The organism is Thalassospira sp. UBA848, from assembly GCF_002295455.1.
Classification (GTDB): Bacteria; Pseudomonadota; Alphaproteobacteria; order Rhodospirillales; family Thalassospiraceae; genus Thalassospira.
The window spans coordinates 69,899-90,281 of record NZ_DBGS01000115.1 but is presented as its reverse complement, the minus strand read 5'-3'; the positions used below and the strand labels follow the sequence as shown (position 1 = coordinate 90,281).

Annotated in this window: 19 protein-coding genes and 1 tRNA gene; 3 read left to right on the top strand and 17 right to left on the bottom strand. The window is 54.3% G+C overall.

Features of this window, described 5'->3' with window-relative positions; genetic code table 11:
• Nucleotides 1–335 (bottom strand): ketopantoate reductase family protein (locus tag B2R48_RS16060; RefSeq protein WP_297002455.1); only part of this gene is annotated, 335 nt, incomplete at its 3' end.
• A gap of 197 nt (nt 336–532) precedes the next feature.
• Here B2R48_RS16060 and B2R48_RS16055 point away from each other — a divergent pair.
• Entirely contained in the window at nt 533–1,291 is a 759-nt protein-coding gene (locus B2R48_RS16055; RefSeq protein WP_249742023.1) for a nicotinamidase, read from the top strand.
• A gap of 75 nt (nt 1,292–1,366) precedes the next feature.
• On the opposite strand, the gene B2R48_RS16050 is transcribed toward B2R48_RS16055, so the two are convergent.
• The 7 genes from B2R48_RS16050 to B2R48_RS16020 form a co-directional block, all read right to left on the bottom strand.
• On the bottom strand, nt 1,367–2,299 hold the full coding sequence (locus B2R48_RS16050) for a nitrilase-related carbon-nitrogen hydrolase (protein ID WP_297002449.1): 933 nt from the start codon (nt 2,297–2,299) through the stop codon (nt 1,367–1,369).
• Nucleotides 2,300–2,399: 100 nt separating this feature from the next.
• Nucleotides 2,400–3,440, bottom strand: a complete 1,041-nt coding sequence (locus B2R48_RS16045) for an extracellular solute-binding protein (RefSeq protein WP_297002446.1) — start codon at nt 3,438–3,440, stop codon at nt 2,400–2,402.
• Between the two features lie 88 nt (nt 3,441–3,528).
• Complete coding sequence (locus B2R48_RS16040; protein ID WP_062956542.1) at nt 3,529–4,323, bottom strand: ABC transporter permease; 795 nt, start codon at nt 4,321–4,323, stop codon at nt 3,529–3,531.
• Nucleotides 4,320–5,210, bottom strand: a complete 891-nt coding sequence (locus B2R48_RS16035) for an ABC transporter permease (protein ID WP_062956543.1) — start codon at nt 5,208–5,210, stop codon at nt 4,320–4,322. The genes B2R48_RS16040 and B2R48_RS16035 overlap by 4 nt, the downstream gene beginning before the upstream one ends.
• A 2-nt stretch (nt 5,211–5,212) precedes the next feature.
• A complete protein-coding gene (locus tag B2R48_RS16030; protein ID WP_297002441.1) occupies nt 5,213–6,307 on the bottom strand; it encodes an ABC transporter ATP-binding protein in 1,095 nt (364 codons plus the stop codon).
• 248 nt (nt 6,308–6,555) lie between these two features.
• Nucleotides 6,556–7,779 (bottom strand): CaiB/BaiF CoA transferase family protein, encoded by a 1,224-nt coding sequence (locus B2R48_RS16025; protein WP_297002438.1) that lies wholly within the window; start codon nt 7,777–7,779, stop codon nt 6,556–6,558.
• 105 nt (nt 7,780–7,884) lie between these two features.
• Nucleotides 7,885–9,075 carry an acyl-CoA dehydrogenase gene (locus B2R48_RS16020; protein WP_062956546.1) on the bottom strand — a complete coding sequence of 397 codons (1,191 nt, stop codon included), beginning with the start codon at nt 9,073–9,075 and terminating at the stop codon, nt 7,885–7,887.
• 200 nt (nt 9,076–9,275) lie between these two features.
• On the opposite strand from B2R48_RS16020, the gene gcvA reads away from it, so the two are divergent.
• Nucleotides 9,276–10,193, top strand: a complete 918-nt coding sequence (gene gcvA / locus B2R48_RS16015) for a transcriptional regulator GcvA (protein ID WP_062956547.1) — start codon at nt 9,276–9,278, stop codon at nt 10,191–10,193.
• 15 nt (nt 10,194–10,208) lie between these two features.
• Here gcvA and B2R48_RS16010 read toward each other — a convergent pair whose 3' ends face one another.
• The 7 genes from B2R48_RS16010 to B2R48_RS15980 all read right to left on the bottom strand — a co-directional run bounded on the left by B2R48_RS16010 (nt 10,209) and on the right by B2R48_RS15980 (nt 17,019).
• Complete coding sequence (locus tag B2R48_RS16010; protein ID WP_297002433.1) at nt 10,209–11,660, bottom strand: hypothetical protein; 1,452 nt, start codon at nt 11,658–11,660, stop codon at nt 10,209–10,211.
• Entirely contained in the window at nt 11,657–12,646 is a 990-nt protein-coding gene (locus B2R48_RS16005; protein WP_297002430.1) for a hypothetical protein, read from the bottom strand. The genes B2R48_RS16010 and B2R48_RS16005 overlap by 4 nt, the downstream gene beginning before the upstream one ends.
• A gap of 420 nt (nt 12,647–13,066) precedes the next feature.
• Complete coding sequence (locus tag B2R48_RS16000) at nt 13,067–14,203, bottom strand: homogentisate 1,2-dioxygenase (RefSeq protein ID WP_297002427.1); 1,137 nt, start codon at nt 14,201–14,203, stop codon at nt 13,067–13,069.
• Nucleotides 14,204–14,373: 170 nt separating this feature from the next.
• A tRNA-Arg gene (locus B2R48_RS15995) sits at nt 14,374–14,450 on the bottom strand.
• Between the two features lie 159 nt (nt 14,451–14,609).
• Nucleotides 14,610–15,134 carry an acyloxyacyl hydrolase gene (locus tag B2R48_RS15990; protein ID WP_062956611.1) on the bottom strand — a complete coding sequence of 175 codons (525 nt, stop codon included), beginning with the start codon at nt 15,132–15,134 and terminating at the stop codon, nt 14,610–14,612.
• A gap of 87 nt (nt 15,135–15,221) precedes the next feature.
• A complete protein-coding gene (pip, locus tag B2R48_RS15985) occupies nt 15,222–16,178 on the bottom strand; it encodes a prolyl aminopeptidase (protein WP_297002424.1) in 957 nt (318 codons plus the stop codon).
• A gap of 109 nt (nt 16,179–16,287) precedes the next feature.
• Nucleotides 16,288–17,019, bottom strand: coding sequence for a hypothetical protein (locus tag B2R48_RS15980; RefSeq protein ID WP_297002422.1), 732 nt, complete (start codon nt 17,017–17,019; stop codon nt 16,288–16,290).
• A gap of 265 nt (nt 17,020–17,284) precedes the next feature.
• Here B2R48_RS15980 and B2R48_RS15975 point away from each other — a divergent pair, with 265 nt between their 5' ends.
• Nucleotides 17,285–18,763: a M48 family metalloprotease gene (locus B2R48_RS15975; protein ID WP_297002419.1), complete on the top strand. Its 1,479-nt coding sequence runs from the start codon at nt 17,285–17,287 to the stop codon at nt 18,761–18,763.
• A gap of 100 nt (nt 18,764–18,863) precedes the next feature.
• Here the strand turns inward: B2R48_RS15975 and B2R48_RS15970 are convergent, their stop codons facing one another.
• Entirely contained in the window at nt 18,864–19,667 is an 804-nt protein-coding gene (locus B2R48_RS15970) for a hypothetical protein (protein WP_297002416.1), read from the bottom strand.
• A 93-nt stretch (nt 19,668–19,760) separates the two neighbouring features.
• A complete protein-coding gene (locus B2R48_RS15965) occupies nt 19,761–20,261 on the bottom strand; it encodes a CarD family transcriptional regulator (protein ID WP_062956615.1) in 501 nt (166 codons plus the stop codon).
• Between the last annotated feature and the right edge of the window lie 122 nt (nt 20,262–20,383).

Here is a 20,383-nt window from a genome sequence, read left to right as displayed (position 1 = left end):
CCACCAAGCCTTTCGGCGTTATCCACACCGTTCTGCAGGCTAAGCACAATCGTGTTGGCAGAGATGAATGGCTTGATCTGTTCGCCGGCCTCAACGGTGTCGGTGGACTTAACGCAAAACAGGATCATATCCGAACCGGCAACACCGGCGGCATCGGTATTCCCCGTCACGGTGACATATTCCTGCGATGAACCGAAATCGAGGAGCAAGCCATCCCGGTTCATGGCATCGACATGGCCGGGACGCCCGATCAGGGTAACGTCATGCCCCGCACGGGCCAGCATCGCCCCGTAGTAACACCCAACGGCCCCGGCACCCATTACCGCAATTTTCATCTTCGGTCTTGCTCCTGATCCTGATCTTGCGTCCGATGGGATTTCCCTGTCGGACTGGCACCCGCGAGTGCCGCTTGACTTTCATGCGTTCTCGTCCAATCCTGATCAAATCAGAGGAACGTTCAAGCCCTTATAACAAGTGGCCGCGCAAAAGAACCATAACAGACGCGCCGGTCATCCATATCAGGAAGGCGATCTTGAACAATTCCTCTTATTCCCTGAATCGTCGCCGGTTCCTTACCGGACTTGGCGTCATTGGTGCAGGATCACTTGCATCTGCATCCCTATTTGGATCTGTTCGTACAGCACTTGCTTCGGGCGTGATCGGCAAGAGCAAGGAAGATGTGCTTCTGGTCATTGATGTCCAGAACTGCTTCCTGCCGGGTGGTACCTTGCCGGTCAGTGACGGCGACCAGATTATCCCGCTGATCAACAAACTTGGTCAGCAGTTCGAAAATGTCATTTTCACCCAGGACTGGCATACGCCGGGCCATGCATCCTTTGCATCCAGCCACGAAGGCAAAGCCCCGTTTGAGACCATCGAGCTTGATTACGGCACACAGGTCTTGTGGCCTGATCATTGTGTTCAGGGATCGGACGATGCCAAGCTTGCCGCTGGCCTTGACATCCCGCATGCGCAACTGATCATCCGCAAGGGCTATCATAGTGAAGTCGACAGCTATTCCACCTTTGTGGAAGCAGACGGCGAAACCAAAACCGGTCTCACCGGCTACATGCAGGAACGCGGGCTTAAGAACGTTTATGTTTGCGGTCTTGCCACCGATTTTTGTGTGAGCTGGTCGGCACAGGATGCGCGCAAGGCTGAACTGAATGTATCGGTGATCGAGGATGCCTGTCGGGCGATTGACCTGAACGGGTCGCTTGAAGCGGCATGGGCTGCAATGGAAACAGCAGGCGTTGCCCGCATGCAGTCATCTGACATTCTGACGTCGTAGGCATTCCGCCAAACAAAAATCCCCCCGGAAGTTCTTCATCCTCCGGGGGGATTTTTTATTCTATCAAGGCCGGGTTCAGCCGTTCCTGACGACCGAAACATGGCCTGCGGTCCAGCCACCCGGCCAGACTTCGGCTTCGCCATTTCGCAGGTTCCGGATCAGACCAACCGGCACGTCCTTGGAAATCAGCAGTTCGCCATCGGCACCGTCATCGTAGGTCGGCTCTGTTTCGGCAAAGCGACCAGTATGGCCCAATTGCGGTTCACACGGGGTATAGACCGAACAGCCCGAATAGTTGGTCGGATTGTTGGTGGTGTTGACTGCCGCACCCGTGGTGCCGCAAGCCGCAACCACCGTCATAAGTTCGACAGCCCGCGCCTTCGCACAACCGAACACGCGGTTATAGCCCGATGGCGTCAGGGTCATCGACGGGACGAGCAACAAATCAATATCAAGCGGCGCAAGAACGCAGGACAAGGCCGGCATTTCAATATCAAGACAGATCAGCACGGCAACATTCAGGCCCCGCCACTTGATCACATTGAATGCCTTGCCCGGTGTCAGGTTCCAGTTTTCCGGCTCTTGTTCCCCGGGGGTAAGCGACAGCTTGTCCTGAATGATGGCATCGCCTTCGGGGGTGAAGATCATCGCACTGTTGGTTTGCCCGGCTGCCGGGTTTTCCGGATCAATATGCCAGGGCATGCTGCCCGCAACCAAAAGCATGTCATGCTTTTTGGCAAGCTTCGCGGCGTATTTACGCGCCTCGGGCGCAAGGTCCGCCATCCAGGCGATTTCCTGAGCCGTTTGCAGCCCATCGGGTTTGAAGGCCAACCATTGTTCGCTGGCATATTCCGGCAGCACGAAAATCTTGGCACCTTGTTTGGCGGCCTCGGCCATCTTGGCATCGATATGATCGGCCCATCCGGCCAAGCCAGCCATCGGTCGTCCAAGGTTCGTCGCCCATAAGGCAAGCGTTACATATTCGGGGAAGGATGCCGGCGAAGTCATGATCAGCGTTCCTGGAAATCAAAATGGTGGTGTGCGCAAAATAGCATGATCCGGCCATCAGACGACAGCCGGATCATTTCAGTCCTGAGCGGAGCCAGACTTAGTTTTTAAGTTTGGTCCAGACACGGTTGCGAAGATCACGCGCCTTGACCGAGCAGTTCTGAGACGGAATCAGAAGGTCTGCGTATTCTTCCGGCATGTTCACGGCCGGGTCGGACGTCAGCGACGGATCCATGAATTCGCCAGTGCCCTTGATCGAGTTCATATAACCGGCATAGTTCGACGCAGCAGCGGCGTTTTCCGGCTGCATCATCCAGTTGATGAAGGTCTTGGCGTTTTCAAGGTTCGGCGCGCCATCGGGAATGACAAAGTGGTCAGCCCAGTAGGTCAAACCTTCCTTCGGATAGACAAAGACAGCTTCCGGAATACTTTCCTTGGTACGGTGTGCTGCACCGTTCCACTGCATGTGCATCTGGACTTCACGGGCCGACATACGGTCGATAGTGCCTTCAGAACTGTAGACAGCAATGTAGGGTTTCTGTTTCAACAGAACATCAAGAACCTTCTGTGCCTGTTCCGGGTCTTCGGTGCATTTTTCAACGCCCGCATAGTAGGACGCTGCATTGAACATTTCGACTTCGTCGTTCAGCGCACCGATCTTGCCACGGAACTCTTCGCGCGGTTCGAAGAATTCTTTCCAGCTGTTTTCAAGCTCGCCATCGACAACAGCCGCGTCATAGGTGAAGCCGGTGGTACCCCACAGATAGGTCACGGAGTATTCGCGCTCCGGATCGTATTTCATAGTGTCGTGCGGCTTGGCAACATTGCTGAAGTTTTCAAGGCTTTTGGCATCGAACTTGGTTGCCAGACCTTCCTTGATCATCACATCAACCATGTAGTCGGACGCGACAGCAATGTCATAGCCCGATGCGCCGGCCTGAAGCTTTGCCAGCATGGTTTCGTTGGAATCATACACATCAAGGGTCACCTTGATGCCGGTTTCTTCCTCGAACTTTTCCATCAGTTCAGGCGGGAAATAGTTCGACCAGTTATAGAAGAACAGATCGCCAGCTGCCTGCGCTGAACCAGCCGACAAAAAGGCGATCGCGGATGCTCCCAGAAGTACGGAACGTAGTTTCATCGTGAGACTCCCAAATTAGGACGGTGCATTGTTTTGTTATTCGGATGGCCGGCCCGTCCGGTGAACCCGCCATCCCGTTTGGAATTTGCTAGTAGCGAATACGATCAATCATGAACGAGATGCTGACAAACACGATTGAGACAATCAACATCATGGCAGAGACAGCATTCACTTCGGGCGTGATCCCGATCCGGATCATCCCGAAAATATAGATTGGCAGGGTCGTGGCCCCGGCACCGCCAACGAAATAGGAAATAACAAAGTCATCGAGCGAGATGATGAAGGACAACATCGCGCCCGACAAAATCCCCGGCCACAGCAACGGCAACGTCACCCGCCGGAAGGCTTTCCAGTCGTTGGCATACAAATCATTTGCCGCCTCGACCAATGCGGGGTCCATGCCCTCCAGCCGTGCACGGATCGGCAGATAGGCGAACGGAATGCAAAAGACCGTATGGGCAATGATCACGGTCAGAAGCCCAAGCTTGATCCCCAACGCGACAAAGAACAGAAGGGTGGCAATCGCGGTGACAATTTCGGGCACCAGCAGTGGCAGGACCAGCATGGCTGAAACGCCTGCCTCGCCCTTGAACCGTCCGCGTGACATGCCCATCGCAGCAAGAGTGGCCGCAATGGTGGCCAGAACCGTGGCCGAAATCGCAACAACGATAGAGTTTTGCGCCGCACGCAGCATGTCATCGTTGGAAAGGGCCGTGACATACCAGTCCATGGTAAAGCCGGTCCAGATCGTCGCCAGACGGTTTTCATTAAACGAAAGCGCGATCAGAACAACAATCGGCAGGTAAAGATAGGCAAAGAAAAACATTGCCGTTGAGGTGATCCCGCGGAAACGCCACAGCGGGTTGGAAGCATCGACTTTCATCGGCTTTCCTCCGGCAATGATTTGAACTTGAACGAATAGACCATCATCGAGATCAGGACGAGCGCCAGAAGCACAAAGCCAAGCCCTGCCCCAAGCGGCCAGTTACGTGCTGCACCGAATTGGCTGCCGATCAGGTTGGCAATCATCATGAATTTGCCACCGCCAAGAAGTTCCGGCGTTACATAGGCACCAAGACACGGAATGAAGACAAGGATACTACCCGCCGCAATTCCCGGTGCCGCAAGCGGCAGGATCACGCGGCTCATGGCACGACGTTTGTCCGCACCAAGGTCAAAGGCGGCCTCGACCAGTCGATGGTCAAGCTTTTCAAGGCTGGCATAGATCGGCAGAACCATGAACGGAAGGTAGGTATAAGTCAGACCGATGGAAACTGCGTACGGCGTGTAAAGAACATCAAGCCCACCGGTTTCAATCCCCATCCAGTTCAGCGCCCCATCAATCAGGCCGCCATTGCGCAGCAACAGCATCCACGCATAGTTCCGCACCAGAATGTTGGTCCAAAACGGGATTGTGACCAGAAAGATCAGGAAGTTGCGGCGGCTTTGTGGTTGGGTTGAGATGTAAAACGCTGTAGGGAAGCCCAGCAAAAGGGCAAAGACCGTCGTCATTGCCGATAGACCAAAGGAACGGGCAAAAATCTCCAGGTAGTCGGTATTGACCACCAGATTGTCCATAAGGTCGCGTTCAAAGATGAAACTGATATACGCATCCATCGAGAACACGCCCCAGTTCACCCCGCCATAATCGCCCCGTTCGAGCATCGAAACATAGGCCATCTGCAACAGCGGCACGGCCATGAAGAACCCGATATAGACCACCGCGGGCGCGACCAACCAAAATCGTTTGGATCGTATTAAGTTGCCCATGATCAATCTGCCAGTACCCGAACGGCATCGGGCGACATGGTGATGGCCACACGGTCACCCTCGGCAAAGTCGGCCTTGGCGCCTGCACCGTTTTGCATGCGGACCGTCAGCCGGGCATCATTGCCAAGATCAATCTGATAGGTGGTGTCCGTTCCGAAATAGATCACCGTGGAAACCGTGCCGGTCAGTTGATCGGCATTGGCATCATTTCCTGCGATCAGTCCCAGGCGTTCCGGACGAACCGATACCGTCACCGCCCCTTTGCGTTGATCCGATACATCCTGCGAAAGTGCGATGACGCTGCCGCCGGCAAGTTTGACGGCACGTTCGCCTGCCCCGCCTTCGACAAGTTCACCGACGAGGAAGTTACTGTCGCCGATAAAGTCCGCAACAAAGCGATGGGTCGGTGCTTCGTAAATCTCGCGCGGCGCGCCGATCTGAAGAATTTCACCAGATTTCATAACGGCAATCCGGTCCGACATCGCCAGGGCTTCTTCCTGATCGTGGGTGACGAATACGAAGGTAATCCCGGTTTCCGTCTGCAGGCGTTTGAGTTCGACCTGCATTTCCTTGCGCAATTTCAAATCAAGCGCGGACAACGGCTCATCAAGCAGCAGAACCTTTGGTGCAGGTGCAAGAGCACGCGCCAGTGCGATACGCTGTTGCTGACCACCGGAAAGCTGGCTTGGGACACGATCACCATATTCTTCCAACCGCACCAGTTCGAGCATCTCTTCTGCCCGGCCATCGGCCTGCTTGCGGCTTGTGCCCTGCATTTCCAGACCAAAGGTGATGTTCTGTTTGACCGTCAGATGCGGGAACAGGGCATAGGACTGGAACACCGTATTGATCGGGCGCTTGAATGGCGGCAGATCATTCAGTGCCTTGCCTTCAAGCAGGATCTGGCCGGAGGTCGCCTGCTCAAACCCGCCAATAAGGCGCAGCAAAGTCGTTTTGCCGCAGCCCGACGGGCCCAGCATGGTGAAAAACTCGTTCTGAAAGATATCCACCGACACTGAATCCAGTGCGGTAACCTTGTCGGCGCCTGATCCGAATGTTTTTCCAACAGATCGCGCTGAAATGACTACGTCTGACATGCAGTTCCCCGATTTTGTATTTTGTAAAATGATATAAAATCTACAGAGACTTGCAATCCAGCGGTCGCAAAAGCGTCGAGATTCACAGAAGTTCCGCAATATCCTCGTAAAAAGGGCATCCAAACTGGTGTACATTGCGTCATATAGACACATTACAAAATAATGTGCACCGCACTATGCGCGTAAAACGGGGACTTCCGGGGCAGAAAGGCAATCAAAAGAACCAAATATGATGTCACGACATCAAATCAGACGATGCCCGCCTCACGCAGTTTGGCAATCTGGTCATCACTTAGATCTGCAACCTTGCGCAAGATTTCGTCGCTGTGCTGCCCCAACATCGGCGGGGCTTTTTCATCTGTAATCGGTGTCTTCGAGAACTTGATCGGATTGGCAACTGTCGGAACGATTCCAGCAGTCGGATGATCAAGCTGCTTGACGATGCCGCGATGCTTGACCTGCGGATTTTCGAAGACACGATCAAGGGTATTGATCGGACCGCACGGCACATTGGCTTTTTCCAGCGCATCAATCCATTGATCCGTGGTTTTGCCAACCATCGCCTGACGGATCAGCGGCACCAGTTCGTCACGGTTCGCAACGCGCTTTCGATTGGTGGCATAACGTTCATCAAGCGGCAAGGCACCCAGCCCGGCCACTGCGCAGAAACTTTTGAACTGGCTGTCATTGCCGACCGCCAGGATCAGATAGCCATCGGCGGTCGGAAAGGCTTCGTAAGGCACGATATTGGGATGCGCATTGCCAAGACGGCCCGGTGCATTGCCGGTTGCAAGATAGTTCATTGCCTGATTGGCAAGTACTGCTGTTTGCACATCAAGAAGGGCCAAATCGATATATTGCCCTTCACCCGTGGCATCACGGTGACGCAAGGCCGCCAGAATGCCAATCGTTGCATAAAGCCCGGTAAAGATATCAGCAACAGCAACACCAACCTTCATCGGCTGGCCACCCGGTGTGCTGTCAGGCGCACCGGTGATGCTCATCAATCCACCCATGCCCTGGATCATGAAATCATAGCCCGGCCGGTCCTTATAGGGGCCGTCCTGACCAAATCCGGTGATCGAGCAATAGACAATCTTGGGATTAACCTTCGCAAGCGATGCGTAATCCAGACCGTATTTGGCAAGGCCGCCAACCTTGAAGTTTTCCAGAACCACGTCGCTTTCGGCAGCGAGATTGCGCACGATCTCCTGCCCTTCGGGTTTGGTGATATCGATGGTCAGTGACTTCTTGCCGCGGTTTGCCGTCAGGTAATAGGCCGCCTCGGTGGTGTCTTCACCATTGGCATCCTTGGCAAAGGGTGGGCCCCAGCCGCGGGTATCATCGCCGGCACCGGGACGTTCGATCTTGATGACCTCTGCCCCCATATCGGCAAGGGTCTGACTGGCCCACGGGCCCGCCAGTACGCGCGAAAGGTCAAGAACACGAAGCCCGGAAAGTGCGCCAGTCATCTGAATATCCCGAAATATCGACTTTGAAAAAGGCAGCTGGGAAAAAGCAGCTGGAATCAAATCGGGCGACAACATTTCTGCCGTCGCCCGATCAAGGTCTTTGGATCAGCCTTCAGCGGTGAAGGCCTGAAGACCCGTCTGTGCACGGCCAAGGATCAGGGCGTGAACATCATGGGTACCTTCATAGGTATTGACCGCTTCAAGGTTCATCGCATGACGAATGACATGGTATTCATCGGCGATACCGTTCCCGCCATGCATGTCACGGGCAACACGAGCAATATCAAGCGCCTTGCCGCAGTTGTTACGCTTCATCAGCGAAATCGCTTCTGGTGCGCCTTTGCCTTCGTCAAGCAAACGGCCAAGCTGAAGCGCGCCCTGCAGGCCAAGGGTGATTTCGGTCTGCATGTTGGCCAGTTTCAGCTGGATCAGCTGATTTGCCGCAAGCGGACGGCCGAACTGTTTGCGATCAAGCGTGTACTGACGTGCAGCGTGCCAGCAGAATTCAGCAGCGCCCATCGCACCCCATGCAATGCCGTAACGCGCCTTGTTCAGGCAACCGAACGGACCACCAAGGCCCTTGGCATTTGGCAGCATGTTTTCTTCGGGCACAAAGACATTGTCCATGACGATTTCACCCGTGATCGACGCACGCAGCGAGAACTTGCCTTCGATCTTCGGCGCGGTCAGACCCTTCATATCCTTTTCAAGGATGAAGCCGCGAATGACGCCTTCGTCATCCTTGGCCCAGACGACAAATACGTCTGCGATCGGGCTGTTGGTGATCCACATTTTCGCACCCGACAGGGTGAAACCACCATCGGCTTTACGGGCACGGGTTTTCATGCCGCCCGGGTCGGAACCGTGGTCCGGTTCGGTCAGGCCAAAGCAGCCAACCCATTCGCCGGTTGCCAGTTTCGGCAGATATTTCTTGCGCTGTTCTTCGCTGCCATAGGCATAAATCGGATGCATGACGAGCGAGCTTTGAACCGACATCGCCGAACGATAACCGGAATCAACGCGTTCAACTTCGCGGGCCACCAGACCATAGGCAACGTGGTTCACACCCGGTCCGCCATACTCCTCGGGGATGGTCGGGCCAAGCAGACCAAGTTCACCCATCTCGGTCATGATTTCGCGATGGAAAATCTCATGACGGTTGGCTTCAAGAACACGGGTCTGAAGGTTTTCCTGACAATATGCACGGGCCGCATCGCGGATCATGCGTTCGTCTTCGCTCAACAGTTCTTCAAGCAGGAGCGGATCTTCCCAATGAAACGGTGCGCGGCTTGCCATTCGCCTGGTCCTTTTATGAATTTTTGTACAGAAAGCAGGGGCAGCGCCATAGAAGGGCGAGATGACGCTACCCCTGAAAAGCTTAGTTGCTTATGTGATTAAGCTAGGAATTGGCAGCGCAAGTTGCAAATGATAAAAGCGACATAGGTTATGCATAAAACTCATAAACTTGTTTCGCCACACGACAGCAGGACACCCATTTGGCCCGTCGCATTCCCAGCCTGAAGGCATTGAGTTGCTTCGAACAGACCGCCCGGTTTGGCAGCGCATCACGCGCCGCCGAAGAACTTTACCTGACCCAAAGTGCGGTCAGTCGCCAAATTCAGGGCCTTGAAACCTGGCTTGGATGCAAGCTGTTTGCCCGTGAAAAGCAACGACTGGTGCTAACCCCTGAAGGCGAAAGCTATCTGCAATCCATCCGCCCGGCCCTTGATCAGCTTGAAAGTGCGACATTGACCCTTTTGTCTGGCGGATCGGAAAGCGGGGTTCTCACGCTTGCCGCGCCGCCAACATTCGGGTCACGCTGCCTTATTCCATTATTGCCTGACTTCCGGGCCAAACATCCTGATATTGCGATCAATTTCATTTCGCGGATCGGGATGCCCGATTTTGATCGTGAACAGATTGATATCGCGGTTCTGTTTGGCGAAGGAAAGTGGTCTGAACTTGATGCCCACATCCTGCATGGTGAGGAAATGGTCCCGATCTGCAGCCCGCAACTGGTTGCCAATCTGGGACGGACACCACAGCCAGAAGACTTGCGAAATTTCCCGTTGCTCCATATCGCGACCCGTCCGCGTGGCTGGGCCGACTGGCTTTCTGCAAGCGGGCTCAGTGATATTGACGGGGAAAACGGCCCGAAGTTTGAACATTTCACCATGGCGATGCAGGCCGCTGTTGCCGGACTTGGCGTGGCGTTGTTGCCGACCTTTGCAATTACCGATGAACTGGCAACCGGCCGGATCATTGCCCCGTTCGGACAACCCAAGGCCAGTCCTTTTCACTATTACGCCTGTTGCCCGAAAAGCCGTGCGCGGCTTCCGAGAATCCGGGCGTTCATGAACTGGCTTGATCAACTTGATACGGTCAAGAACCTTACGCGGGAAACGACCGTTTAAGGTAACCCCGCCCGGTCAGCTTACCTTCTGATCGGCTGTCAATGCACGCAGTGCATTCATCCCGCGGCGACGCAGCACGTCGGCATCATCCGGGCCATCGACGATTTCAAGCAAGCGCACAGTTGCCATCAGGTTTCGCTGCGCGTTGGGCACCTCTTCGGGTGTCAGTCGCCGCATACTGTCGACACCGGCACGCCCGATCTGATTGAGCTTTTTCTTAAGCTCTACCACCGCCTTGGCGGCCGAGCTCTGGGCAGCCAGAACATCGGAAATGCGGGCCGTTTCGGCAATGGCCTCTGCTGACTTTTCGGCCGCAAGGATCTTTTCATCATCGAATTCCTGCGAAAAGATTGGCCGCGCGAGCCCGCCTCGGCCAGACCCCGGACCCTGCGCAGCTTCCAGCTTTGGCAGCGCATCAATCACGCGTTCAGGGGTTGCGCCAAACATCGTATCGGCAAGCGCGCGCGAAACGCGGCGTCGGGTTTCAAGCAACTTCTCACCCCAACGGCCATCCTTGCGGATTTTGAATTCTCGCGTGATGCGAACAAACTCGGATGCATACCAGCGCGCAAGCGACAGGATATAGGCCTCATCCTTGCCCGTTCCGACACCCTGTTCGATTTCGGTCACGGTTTCGGCAAGCAGGTCAATAATAAGGTCGCCGGTCTCGGCAAGGTTGGTTTTTTCAATCGTGCGGTCATCGGACTTGGTCGAGAGCACACGGATCAGCTTGAACAGCTCACTTGGGCGCAACAGACGCGCCAAAACGGCAAGCAGGAACATCGGTTCGAACCCGGGCTTGGTTTTCGAAATGGACATGAACAGGTCGCGCAACCATTTCACGTCATTTTTGTCGAGAACCCTGATCGGCGCCGACGGGAAGCGTTCGCGGAGTTGCGCGATCTCTTCACCGACATGCAGGATCTTTCCAACCGCGGAGAAGGCAGACAAATGCACGCGTGATCCCAGCCGGGTCGCCAATGCACGTTCCTGCTTAACACCTGTGTGGGAGTTTTCAAGTTGCGCCTCAATCGTGCGCGCACCGAGCTTCCAAAGCGTGCGTTCAGCAATTGCCAGTTTGGCGGTATCACGGGTTGCCGCAGCTTTTTCGATATCCTTCATGGCCTGCTGAAAGTCAGGACCACCGGACTCAACAACCACCTTCCAGATCGGCATCAAAGAGGATCGGCTGATCCGAATGCTTTTGTCATTCGGATCATCAGAGGTCAGCAAATCCTCGAAGGGATCGCAAAACTGGCGCATCGGGGTCGGATAGCGTTCCGGCTTAAGCGATGCCAGGCGCGGGCGCAGAACCTGCAAAATAGTCTCGTGCGGCAAGGGCAGCTTGGGATCGGCACGGTCGCTTTCGATTGCACGCGTGAAACGGGCAATCTCGTTGCTGCTGAGGGATTCAAACAGCTGACCAAGTTGCGAAGCGCCAAGTTTTCCGGCGTCTTCAATCTTCATGCCGACTGTCTCCTGAAACGTTCGAGACGATCCATCATATCGGCGTCAATTTCGCCGCTACCAAGTTTACGCAACTCACCGGCCCAGAGCATCTGGTTGACACGCACATCCACCCAGAACTGCTGCTCGGAAACGGAAATTTCCGACAACGGCAAGACCGGCGCAAAACTGGCGATTTCCTCAACCGTTTCGCGCTGTTTTGCACGATCTGTCAGCGACCGCTTTTCCCAGACATCAATCAGTTCCTGCCAACCATCAAGCAGCCACCAAAGATACTCGATGGTTTTTCCAATATCCTTCTTGGCACGGTCCCAATCTGTCAGAACCTTGCCAAGCTCGCTATTCCAGCTATCGACTTCGTCAATGCGTTTCAACGCGTGATCTCTGGTGGAACGGGTTGCGCTCACCACCCGTCCGGCCATAAACCGGAAATCGGACTGCTCGGAAATCGCCCATTCATCAATGTCCTTGGCAAACTTGCCAAGCTCGTTGGCCAGAACGCGCAATTGTCCCTGACAGCCCTCCAGATCAAGCCCGACAGGGGCGATCATCTTGCTCCACTCGCCAAGGCTATCAATGATGGTATCATTAGCGACCTTGTGCTCGGAAGCAAAACGGTTCAGGGCCTTTCTGGCACGGATTTGACCCTCGGTCGTCATCAGTTCTTCGCGCTTCATATCCTTGACAGCGCTGCCGCCAAGTTGGCGCAGGGCCTGATGCAAGACCGCCATCTGGCCAAGTTCACGCGATGCCTTTTCGTTCCAGTTCCGGCGGATGCAGACCCGCGCTAGCTCAACCCCGCCAACACCGGTACTACCAACCATGCGGCTATGCTCAAGCACGGTTTGCGGACGCACATCTTCAAGTTCAAGAACGCGATCAAACATCATCCGGTCATGAACCGAAAGATCAAAAACCTCGCGCAATGTATCAAGGGGCATCTCGTAGGTCCCCAATCCACCCGAAAGGCCTGGCAACATGATCATCTTGCGCCCACCCTTGCCTATCGAAACACGGGCATAGCGCAAGGTTTTGGTCGTAAAAGGGGTTCTGACGCCACGCGACTCAAAAGTCTGGGGCAAGCACAACAGTGGGTCTTCCGACACCTCATGCGGTTCGGGAGTCTTGTGACTGACGGATTTTACGAACTTTTGCTTATTCATTATTGGCTTTGGTTAACCGGTAACGACGCTGATGTCTAGCGGTCACCCTGATACCCACAGAGATCAGGATGTCCGGCGTTGGCAAGCAATGGGTGAAGAACACCTTGTTAAACAGTGCAAACCTGTTCGGGAAGGTTCAGATTACCCCGACAAGGTGACCACTACATTAACAATGTTCCGCGAAATTACCATCAACAACTCGCTGCACCAAATTGCCATTTTTCGCTGAATGTCATCAAGTGTTTATAGCGTCTCTTCCGCCTTTTCCCACGTTTTTACATATGCCTTCCATTCCGCACCATCGGGTATGGTCTCATCGACATTCAAGAATACCCGACTATCGATCATAATGGCCACCTCATCCGTCTCCACAGGCGCCTTGATCATTTTGTCCTGATAGGCGCTCGGATGCGGGCCATGTGGAAACCCGCTTGGATGGAAAGTCGCCATCCCGGCCTTGATATCCCCGCGGCTATAGAACTCGCCACGATGGTAAAAGATGAACTCGTCGGCATCTTCGTTGGAATGATAGAACGGCACACGCATCACCCCGGATTCACCCTCACCAACCTTGGGGATAAAGGTGCTGACCGAAAAGGTATCAGATACGAAGGTGCAATGGGCTGCGGGCGATGACCCGAGACCATCGGTACGACGTTTGACAATATCCCGCCAATTGAGCTTCACGACGCAAAGATCGCCTTCCCACCCAAGCGCATCAAGCGGATTAAATGGATAGGTCAGCGTCGAAACATGTCCGTTGCGTTTGATATGAATTTCCCAGAATGCCTCGTCTTGCTGGGCGATAAAGGCGTCGTCAATTCGCGGCAATGTGAATGACATGGGATCGACAACACCTTCCCCGCCTGAGGATGGGTCAGGCAGCTTGAAGGCGTCTGATGTTGCCTCGATCATCATGAATTCTGAGCTTTCCTTGGGCTCAATCCGCCATGCCGTGCCGCGTGGCAGTAAAATATAGTCCCCGTCGCCATAGGATAGATGCCCATAGTCGCAAAACAGTTCGCCCGCGCCGTCATGGACAAACATCAAAGTGTCACCATCCGCATTACGTGCAAGCGCATGCATTTTGCTTTCAGTTTTCCAGTACCTTAGCTCCATCTTGTCATTGTGAAGAACCCGGCGGGCCTGAAGTGGACAAGCTGGTCCCGGTGAAAGCTTGCCAAGGGAAAATGCGCGCGGCCGCAATGGGCCTTCGAATGTCGCCCAACCTGCCGGCGGGTGGCGATGATAAATTTGCGCAGCCGGACCCTGGAAGCCGGCACGCCCGACTTCACGCTGATAGGTTTTATGGGCACCCTGCCCGTCCGGGCGCGCCACACATTGACCTTCACTACTTGGAACCCTGATCCAGTTTGTCATTGCTTCCTCCCAGATCGGTTTATCGGGAACCAAACGACATGGATCGCAACAAGCCCCCTTACTAGCGATATGAGAAAGAAGGGATTGCGTTTCAAGCAACACGGACCAATGGCAACGCACAACATAAGCGCTAAACCAAGGTCATTGTCATGGAAATCAAAAGAGGAAGATGGTGCGCCCGACAGGATTCGAACCTGTGGCCCCCAGATTAGGAATCTGGTGCTCTATCCTGCTGAGCTACGGGCGCACTGCTTAGAAGCCGCTTTCAATTAGCAGCAAATCCGACGGCAATCAATCCGCGACGACACGCATATTGCCGCCATTTCGGGTAAAACTGCGCCCCAAACGCAAATCAGCCGGGGGCGCGAACACCCCCGGCTGATCAAATTCTAGATCGATGATTGCCTTAGTCGAAAAGGCGATCAATCGGGAAGGAATAGGTCAAAGACAGGATTTCCGTACCCGGGTTCTCGTCACCAATGCTGGCGTTCGAGATGTGAGAAATACCAAGACTCAGGCGTTCATGGCTGTCAAAGCGGAAGCCAAGCTCCAGCCCCGAACGGAATTCGATCCAGTGACCAAGATCTTCGCCGTTACCCTGATGGTATGCTCCAACCGATGTATAAACACTGGAAACGAAGTGATCGCCCCACAGAACATCAACAGCAAGACCACCGTAACCGTGAGCGGCCCCCTCAGAGGTCACCATCACACCGCCAATCGGACGGGCGACATCGAACATTGCGTGCTGCGCACGATAGTTTACACGAAATTCTGCTGCTTCTTCATCCTGAGTGATATCAACCATACCGGTTGAAAATTCAAGCAGCCCAGAATCGTTATCATTACCAAGAATTTGCTGCGCATGTGCCGTGTTCCAAAGCCCAAACACAACGCAAGCTGCAAGCAGCTTCCCCAAAACCAACTTCATTAACCAAGTCCCCACTAGATCAATCGGTAGGCTATACTACTCAACGGCGAATCAAACTCAACAACACATTGTTATGTGATTGCTATTTTACGCAAAATGTTTCCCATCAAACCGGTCGGTCGCGCGGACAAGCTCACGAATGATTCCGGGCTCACTTGCTGCATGGCCAGCATCATCAACAATCACGAGCGCAGACCCCGGCCATGCCTGATGTAGTGCCAACGCCGAAACCGGCGGACAAACCACATCATAGCGGCCTTGCACAATTACGATCGGCAGATGGGCGATGCGATCCACATTTGCAATCAACTGGCCTTCTTCAAAGAAGCAACGATGAACAAAATAGTGATGTTCAAGCTTGGCCAATGCCAGCGCGATCTGATCACCTTCAAAGTCCTCGACCAAGCCATCGTCGGGCAACAGTGTGCAACAAGTTGCTTCGTAGGCCGACCAAACGCGCGCAGCATGAATTGCAGTTTCTTCGCCATCTTTGTTCGCAAAGATATCGGCATAGCGATCTAGAAGCGCCTGAAATCCGGGATTCTCCTTGAAACCGGCAGCGTCAAGAAAGCGCTGCTCTGCCTCAGGGAAGAAACGCCCCATGCCATCCATGAACCATTTGATTTCGGCTTCGGTGCCAAGGAATATACCGCGTAAAACAAACCCGATAACCCGTTCCGCACAGGCCTGACCATATGCCAGAGCCAGTGTGGAGCCCCATGAGCCGCCAAACACCAACCATTGATCAATACCGCGATTTTCTCGCAGGGCTTCGATATCGCCAATCAGGTGGTCGGTTGTGTTGTTTTCTAGACTGCCGAACGGGCGTGATTTTCCGGCGCCGCGTTGATCGAAGAGGATCACGCGGTACTTTTCAGGATCAAAGAACCGACGGCTGTTGGGCGAGATTCCGGCACCCGGACCACCATGCAGGAAGATGACAGGAATACCCGACGGGTTTCCAACTTCTTCCCAATAGATTTCGTGACCATCGTCACGCGAAAGCCAACCTGATTGATGGGGCGAAATTTCGGGATAGAGCACGCGAAGGACCTCTTTGTTTTCGTAGCAAAATATTGTGGTGGCGCGAACAACAAGTCTCATGAACCACGCCAAAAGAACAAGCCCTATTAGGATATCCGCACAATTCCGCCTATTGGGCAAAACATAGCCATGTCGGGTCGCGTAAAGCGATATAGGGACCGCCACGATTTTCGATGACGCCTCTGACCCGGACCTTTTGCCCGATCCAGCCCTTTAGGACGTTTTGAAAATCTTCGCCCCGGGCAAAGGCATCGCGCATTGAGGCGTCCAACGCGATGGTGAAATCGTCACGCCAGTTTGCCCCGAAATTCAGGTAGCTACGCCATTCCTGATGCTCGATGCTCTTGATCGTGCCGTCTATCACGGCAAATCTGCCAACAGCGTCGCTTGCCGTCGGGATTGCATTTTTTCCCGAACCGTTGGCAACAAAGTAAAAGGACGCATCTGGTCCAAGTTCCGACCACAGCCCAAGCTTGCCTCTGATTGCCGCATCTTCGACATTGATCAGACTATCAATTTCAAGGCCGTCATCGGGGACAAGCATCGCCAAGCCTTCTGCCAGCAACACCTTGCGCCAATCGCCGTCCACGGAACTCTCAATACGGGCCGGCCGTCGGCCAAGGAAATCGGGGCGATCAGAAGCAACTGTGACCAGAACCTCTTGCCTGCTTAGTTCTTGCAGCCTTGCCTTTGCCTGATGTTCATACCCCGGCACAAAGGCAACATCTGCCAGTCGAAATGGCCCGTCCATCGCACCATTTGGTGTAAAGGCGTCGACGGCATCAATATTCAGATGCAGACCGTCCAGGATTTCGCCACGTTCGGTTTCTGCTGCTTCCATGGCCTCGATGCTGCTATTTCCGCATCGCCATTCACTTGCCGCTGCAGAAAGGTTTATGGCGCAAATCAAACCGACAAAGACAAGCATTGCAGCATGGTACCTTGCTGGCACCAAACCGGCCCGAAAATCTCCCCATTCTTGATGTTTGATCGGGGAAACTGAAAAGATTGAACGATCACAAAACACGCGCTACCAATTCCCGGTTGGTTTCGCAATTACGATGCATGGCAGCTTACGCGGCCAAACGACACGAGGAAAGATATCAATGGGCTGGCTGAATTTCGGATCACACAAACGTCTTGCAGGTGTGCTTGCCGCGATTGCACTGAGCACTGCGGTTGCCGGGTGCTCGACCAACCGGGCGACCGGCGAGGACAGCTTTACGGCCTTTATGTCGCCCGAGCAGGAAAAAGAAATCGGCTCGCAGGAACATCCGAAAATGGTTCGGGAATTCGGTGGTCAATACACTGAAAAGGACCTGCAATCTTATGTAACCGGGATCGGCGAGAAGCTTGTTGCTGTCTCGGAAACTCCGAACGAGAAATTTACTTTCACCGTTCTGGATTCCCCGGTTGTCAACGCCTTTGCCCTGCCCGGTGGTTATGTGTATATCACGCGTGGTCTTGCTGCCCTTGCCACGAACGAGGCAGAACTGGCCGGTGTTCTGGCCCATGAAATCGGCCATGTCGTTGCCCGTCATTCCGCGCAGCGTTATAGCCGGGGCCTCCTGACGCAAATTCTGGCTGGCGGTCTGGCGGTAGCTATCGGAAACGGTGCCGGCGAGTTGATCGGGACCGGGGCAAACGCCTATCTTAAATCCTTCTCGCGCGAGCATGAATTCGAAGCTGACATGCTTGGCATTCGATATATCACCCGGGCGGGATATGATCCCGATGCGATGGCGACCTTCCTTGAAAAGCTGCGCGCCCATTCGCGGCTTCAGGCCAAGCTTGCCGGGCGATCACCCGATGATGTCGACCAGTACGATTTCATGGCGACCCACCCGCGTACGCTTGATCGCATCGAACAGGCCCATCAAAGCGCCAACGTCACAGCCGTTGCCAACCCGGAACGCGGCACCGTGCGTTACATGACCGCCATTGATGGCATTCTTTATGGTGATGGTCCGGATCAGGGCTATGTCCGGGGACAGGAATTTGTCCATGTACCGCTGGATTTCAGGTTTGAGGTTCCAGACGGTTTCAACATCACCAACCAGCCAACCGCAGTCATCGCCAAAGACGGTAAAGGTGCACAGATCATTTTCGAAGGTGCACCGGGCGCAAAAGACATTCGTCTTGATCATTATCTCGAGAATGGGTTCTCAAAGCAGGTCGACATTCGCAACATCGAGATGCTTGATATCGAAGGTCAGGAAGCCGCTACCGGAAGTGCCGACATATCACTCCGGTCCGGCCCGGCGCGCCTGCGGGTGGTTGTCATCCGTCATCGCAGTTCTGCCTATCAGTTCCTGTTTGTCACCCCGCTTGATCAGGCCGACAGCTACAATCTGCCACTGCGTCGCACGACCTATAGCTTCCGCCCGCTAACAGAGCGGGAGAAACAGATCTACACGCCGCTTCGTATCAAGGTGCGCGCCGCAAACCCGGAATATGACCTGCAAACCTTTATTGACGCCATGGAAGTCGACAAGGCTCCTGCAGAGGTGTTTGCAACCATCAACGGTCTCGACACAGGCCAGCCCCCGGCCGTTGGATCACTGGTCAAAGTTGTGCGCCACTAGGCCCACAGCAAGACCAACCACCCCAAACAACAAAAGGCAGCATGATAAATGCTGCCTTTTCTGTTCCGGAATATGCTTTTGGGTCAGTTCGGATAATCGATTAGCTGCTTGTGATCTGTTCGATGATCACACCTTGGGTATCAAGCGCAACAGCAATCAATTGACCACCCCGACCGGCACCACCGTCCAGGGACAAGGTGAATTCGCGTTCCTGCAGCCCGGCGTGCCCCTGTGATGCACCACGCACAATGCGCGCGCAATCGTAGTAGCGCTCGGTAATCGCTTCGAACATTGATCCGCCCCACCAGAATGTATCGGTCTGGCTGGTCAAAGGCCGGGAGCCATCAAGCCCTGCATGAACAAAGATCAGTCTGCCATCGGTGGAATAGGCCGCATGTTTAAGATCAGACAGAAGCGCATTGTGACCACCATGGCGTCGTACAGCATCACCGAATGCTGAGGTCCACTGTGAAATCGCATGCGCCCCCTGATGCATCGTTCGTTGCACATTGGCCGGATCAAAGCCATAGGCACGAACCACACCCGCAATTCCGCGGGTCAGCATCCATTCAAAAACTTCACCCGGATTGGGGGCGAACTGGATCTGTTGCAGCTTGGACAACATTTCTTCGGCAGCGCCACGCAGAAATGCGATGTCGGTGATATCAACACCATCCTTGGCGATGAAGTAACGACGGAACAGCAAAAGCTCGTTGATGGTGGCAATGACATTTTCAGCCGAGCCATCACCCCAATAGTTCCCAAGATAGACAAGCCTGTCGCCCGGCTGAATGCGCTGCGCAAGTTTCTGATGAACATCACGCAAAGCGCCATGATCACCATTTATTGCGCCGACGACCCAGATTCTCTCTGCCGGTTTGATCGGCGCCAAGACTGTACTCATCGCTGTAACCTGCCCAAAACAAAAAACAAAACCGGCCCAAGCGTATATCGCGGGCCGGTTTTTATAAATAGTTGTCTAAAGGTGCCTTCGCAATCAGGCTGCCTTTTGCAAAAGCTTTTCAAGCTTGCCAGACGCCTTGTCCTTGTCGATTTTTTCAATCGCGGCAAGTTCATCAACGAGGCGCTCGAACGCTGCTTCGTAGATCTGACGTTCAGAGAAGGACTGTTCTGGCTGGGTCGCGCTGCGGTGCAGGTCGCGAACAACTTCTGCAATCGAAACCGGGTCACCGGAATTGATCTTTGCTTCATATTCCTGCGCGCGACGCGACCACATGGTGCGTTTTACGCGCGCACGGCCCTTAAGGGTAATGAGCGCAGAATCCATCTGCTTTTTCGAGGACAGCTTGCGCAGACCAGAGTTGCCAACCTTGTTCACCGGCACGCGCAAGGTCATGCGGCTGGAATCAAAGGTAATTACATAAAGGCGTAGTTCCTGTCCCGCAATTTCCTGGGTTTCCAGGCCATCGACACAGCCAACACCGTGCGCGGGGTAAACAACATAATCGCCAACAGCAAACGGCAACTTATCCGACATCAAGCATCCTTCCGGCCAAATCAGGCCTGGTCATTCAACTGCAACATTACAGAACCAGCGACACAAAGAGCTGCACACGACCAAGCTTTTTTGGCAAAGTCGCGGTTCAGACAGGAATTTCA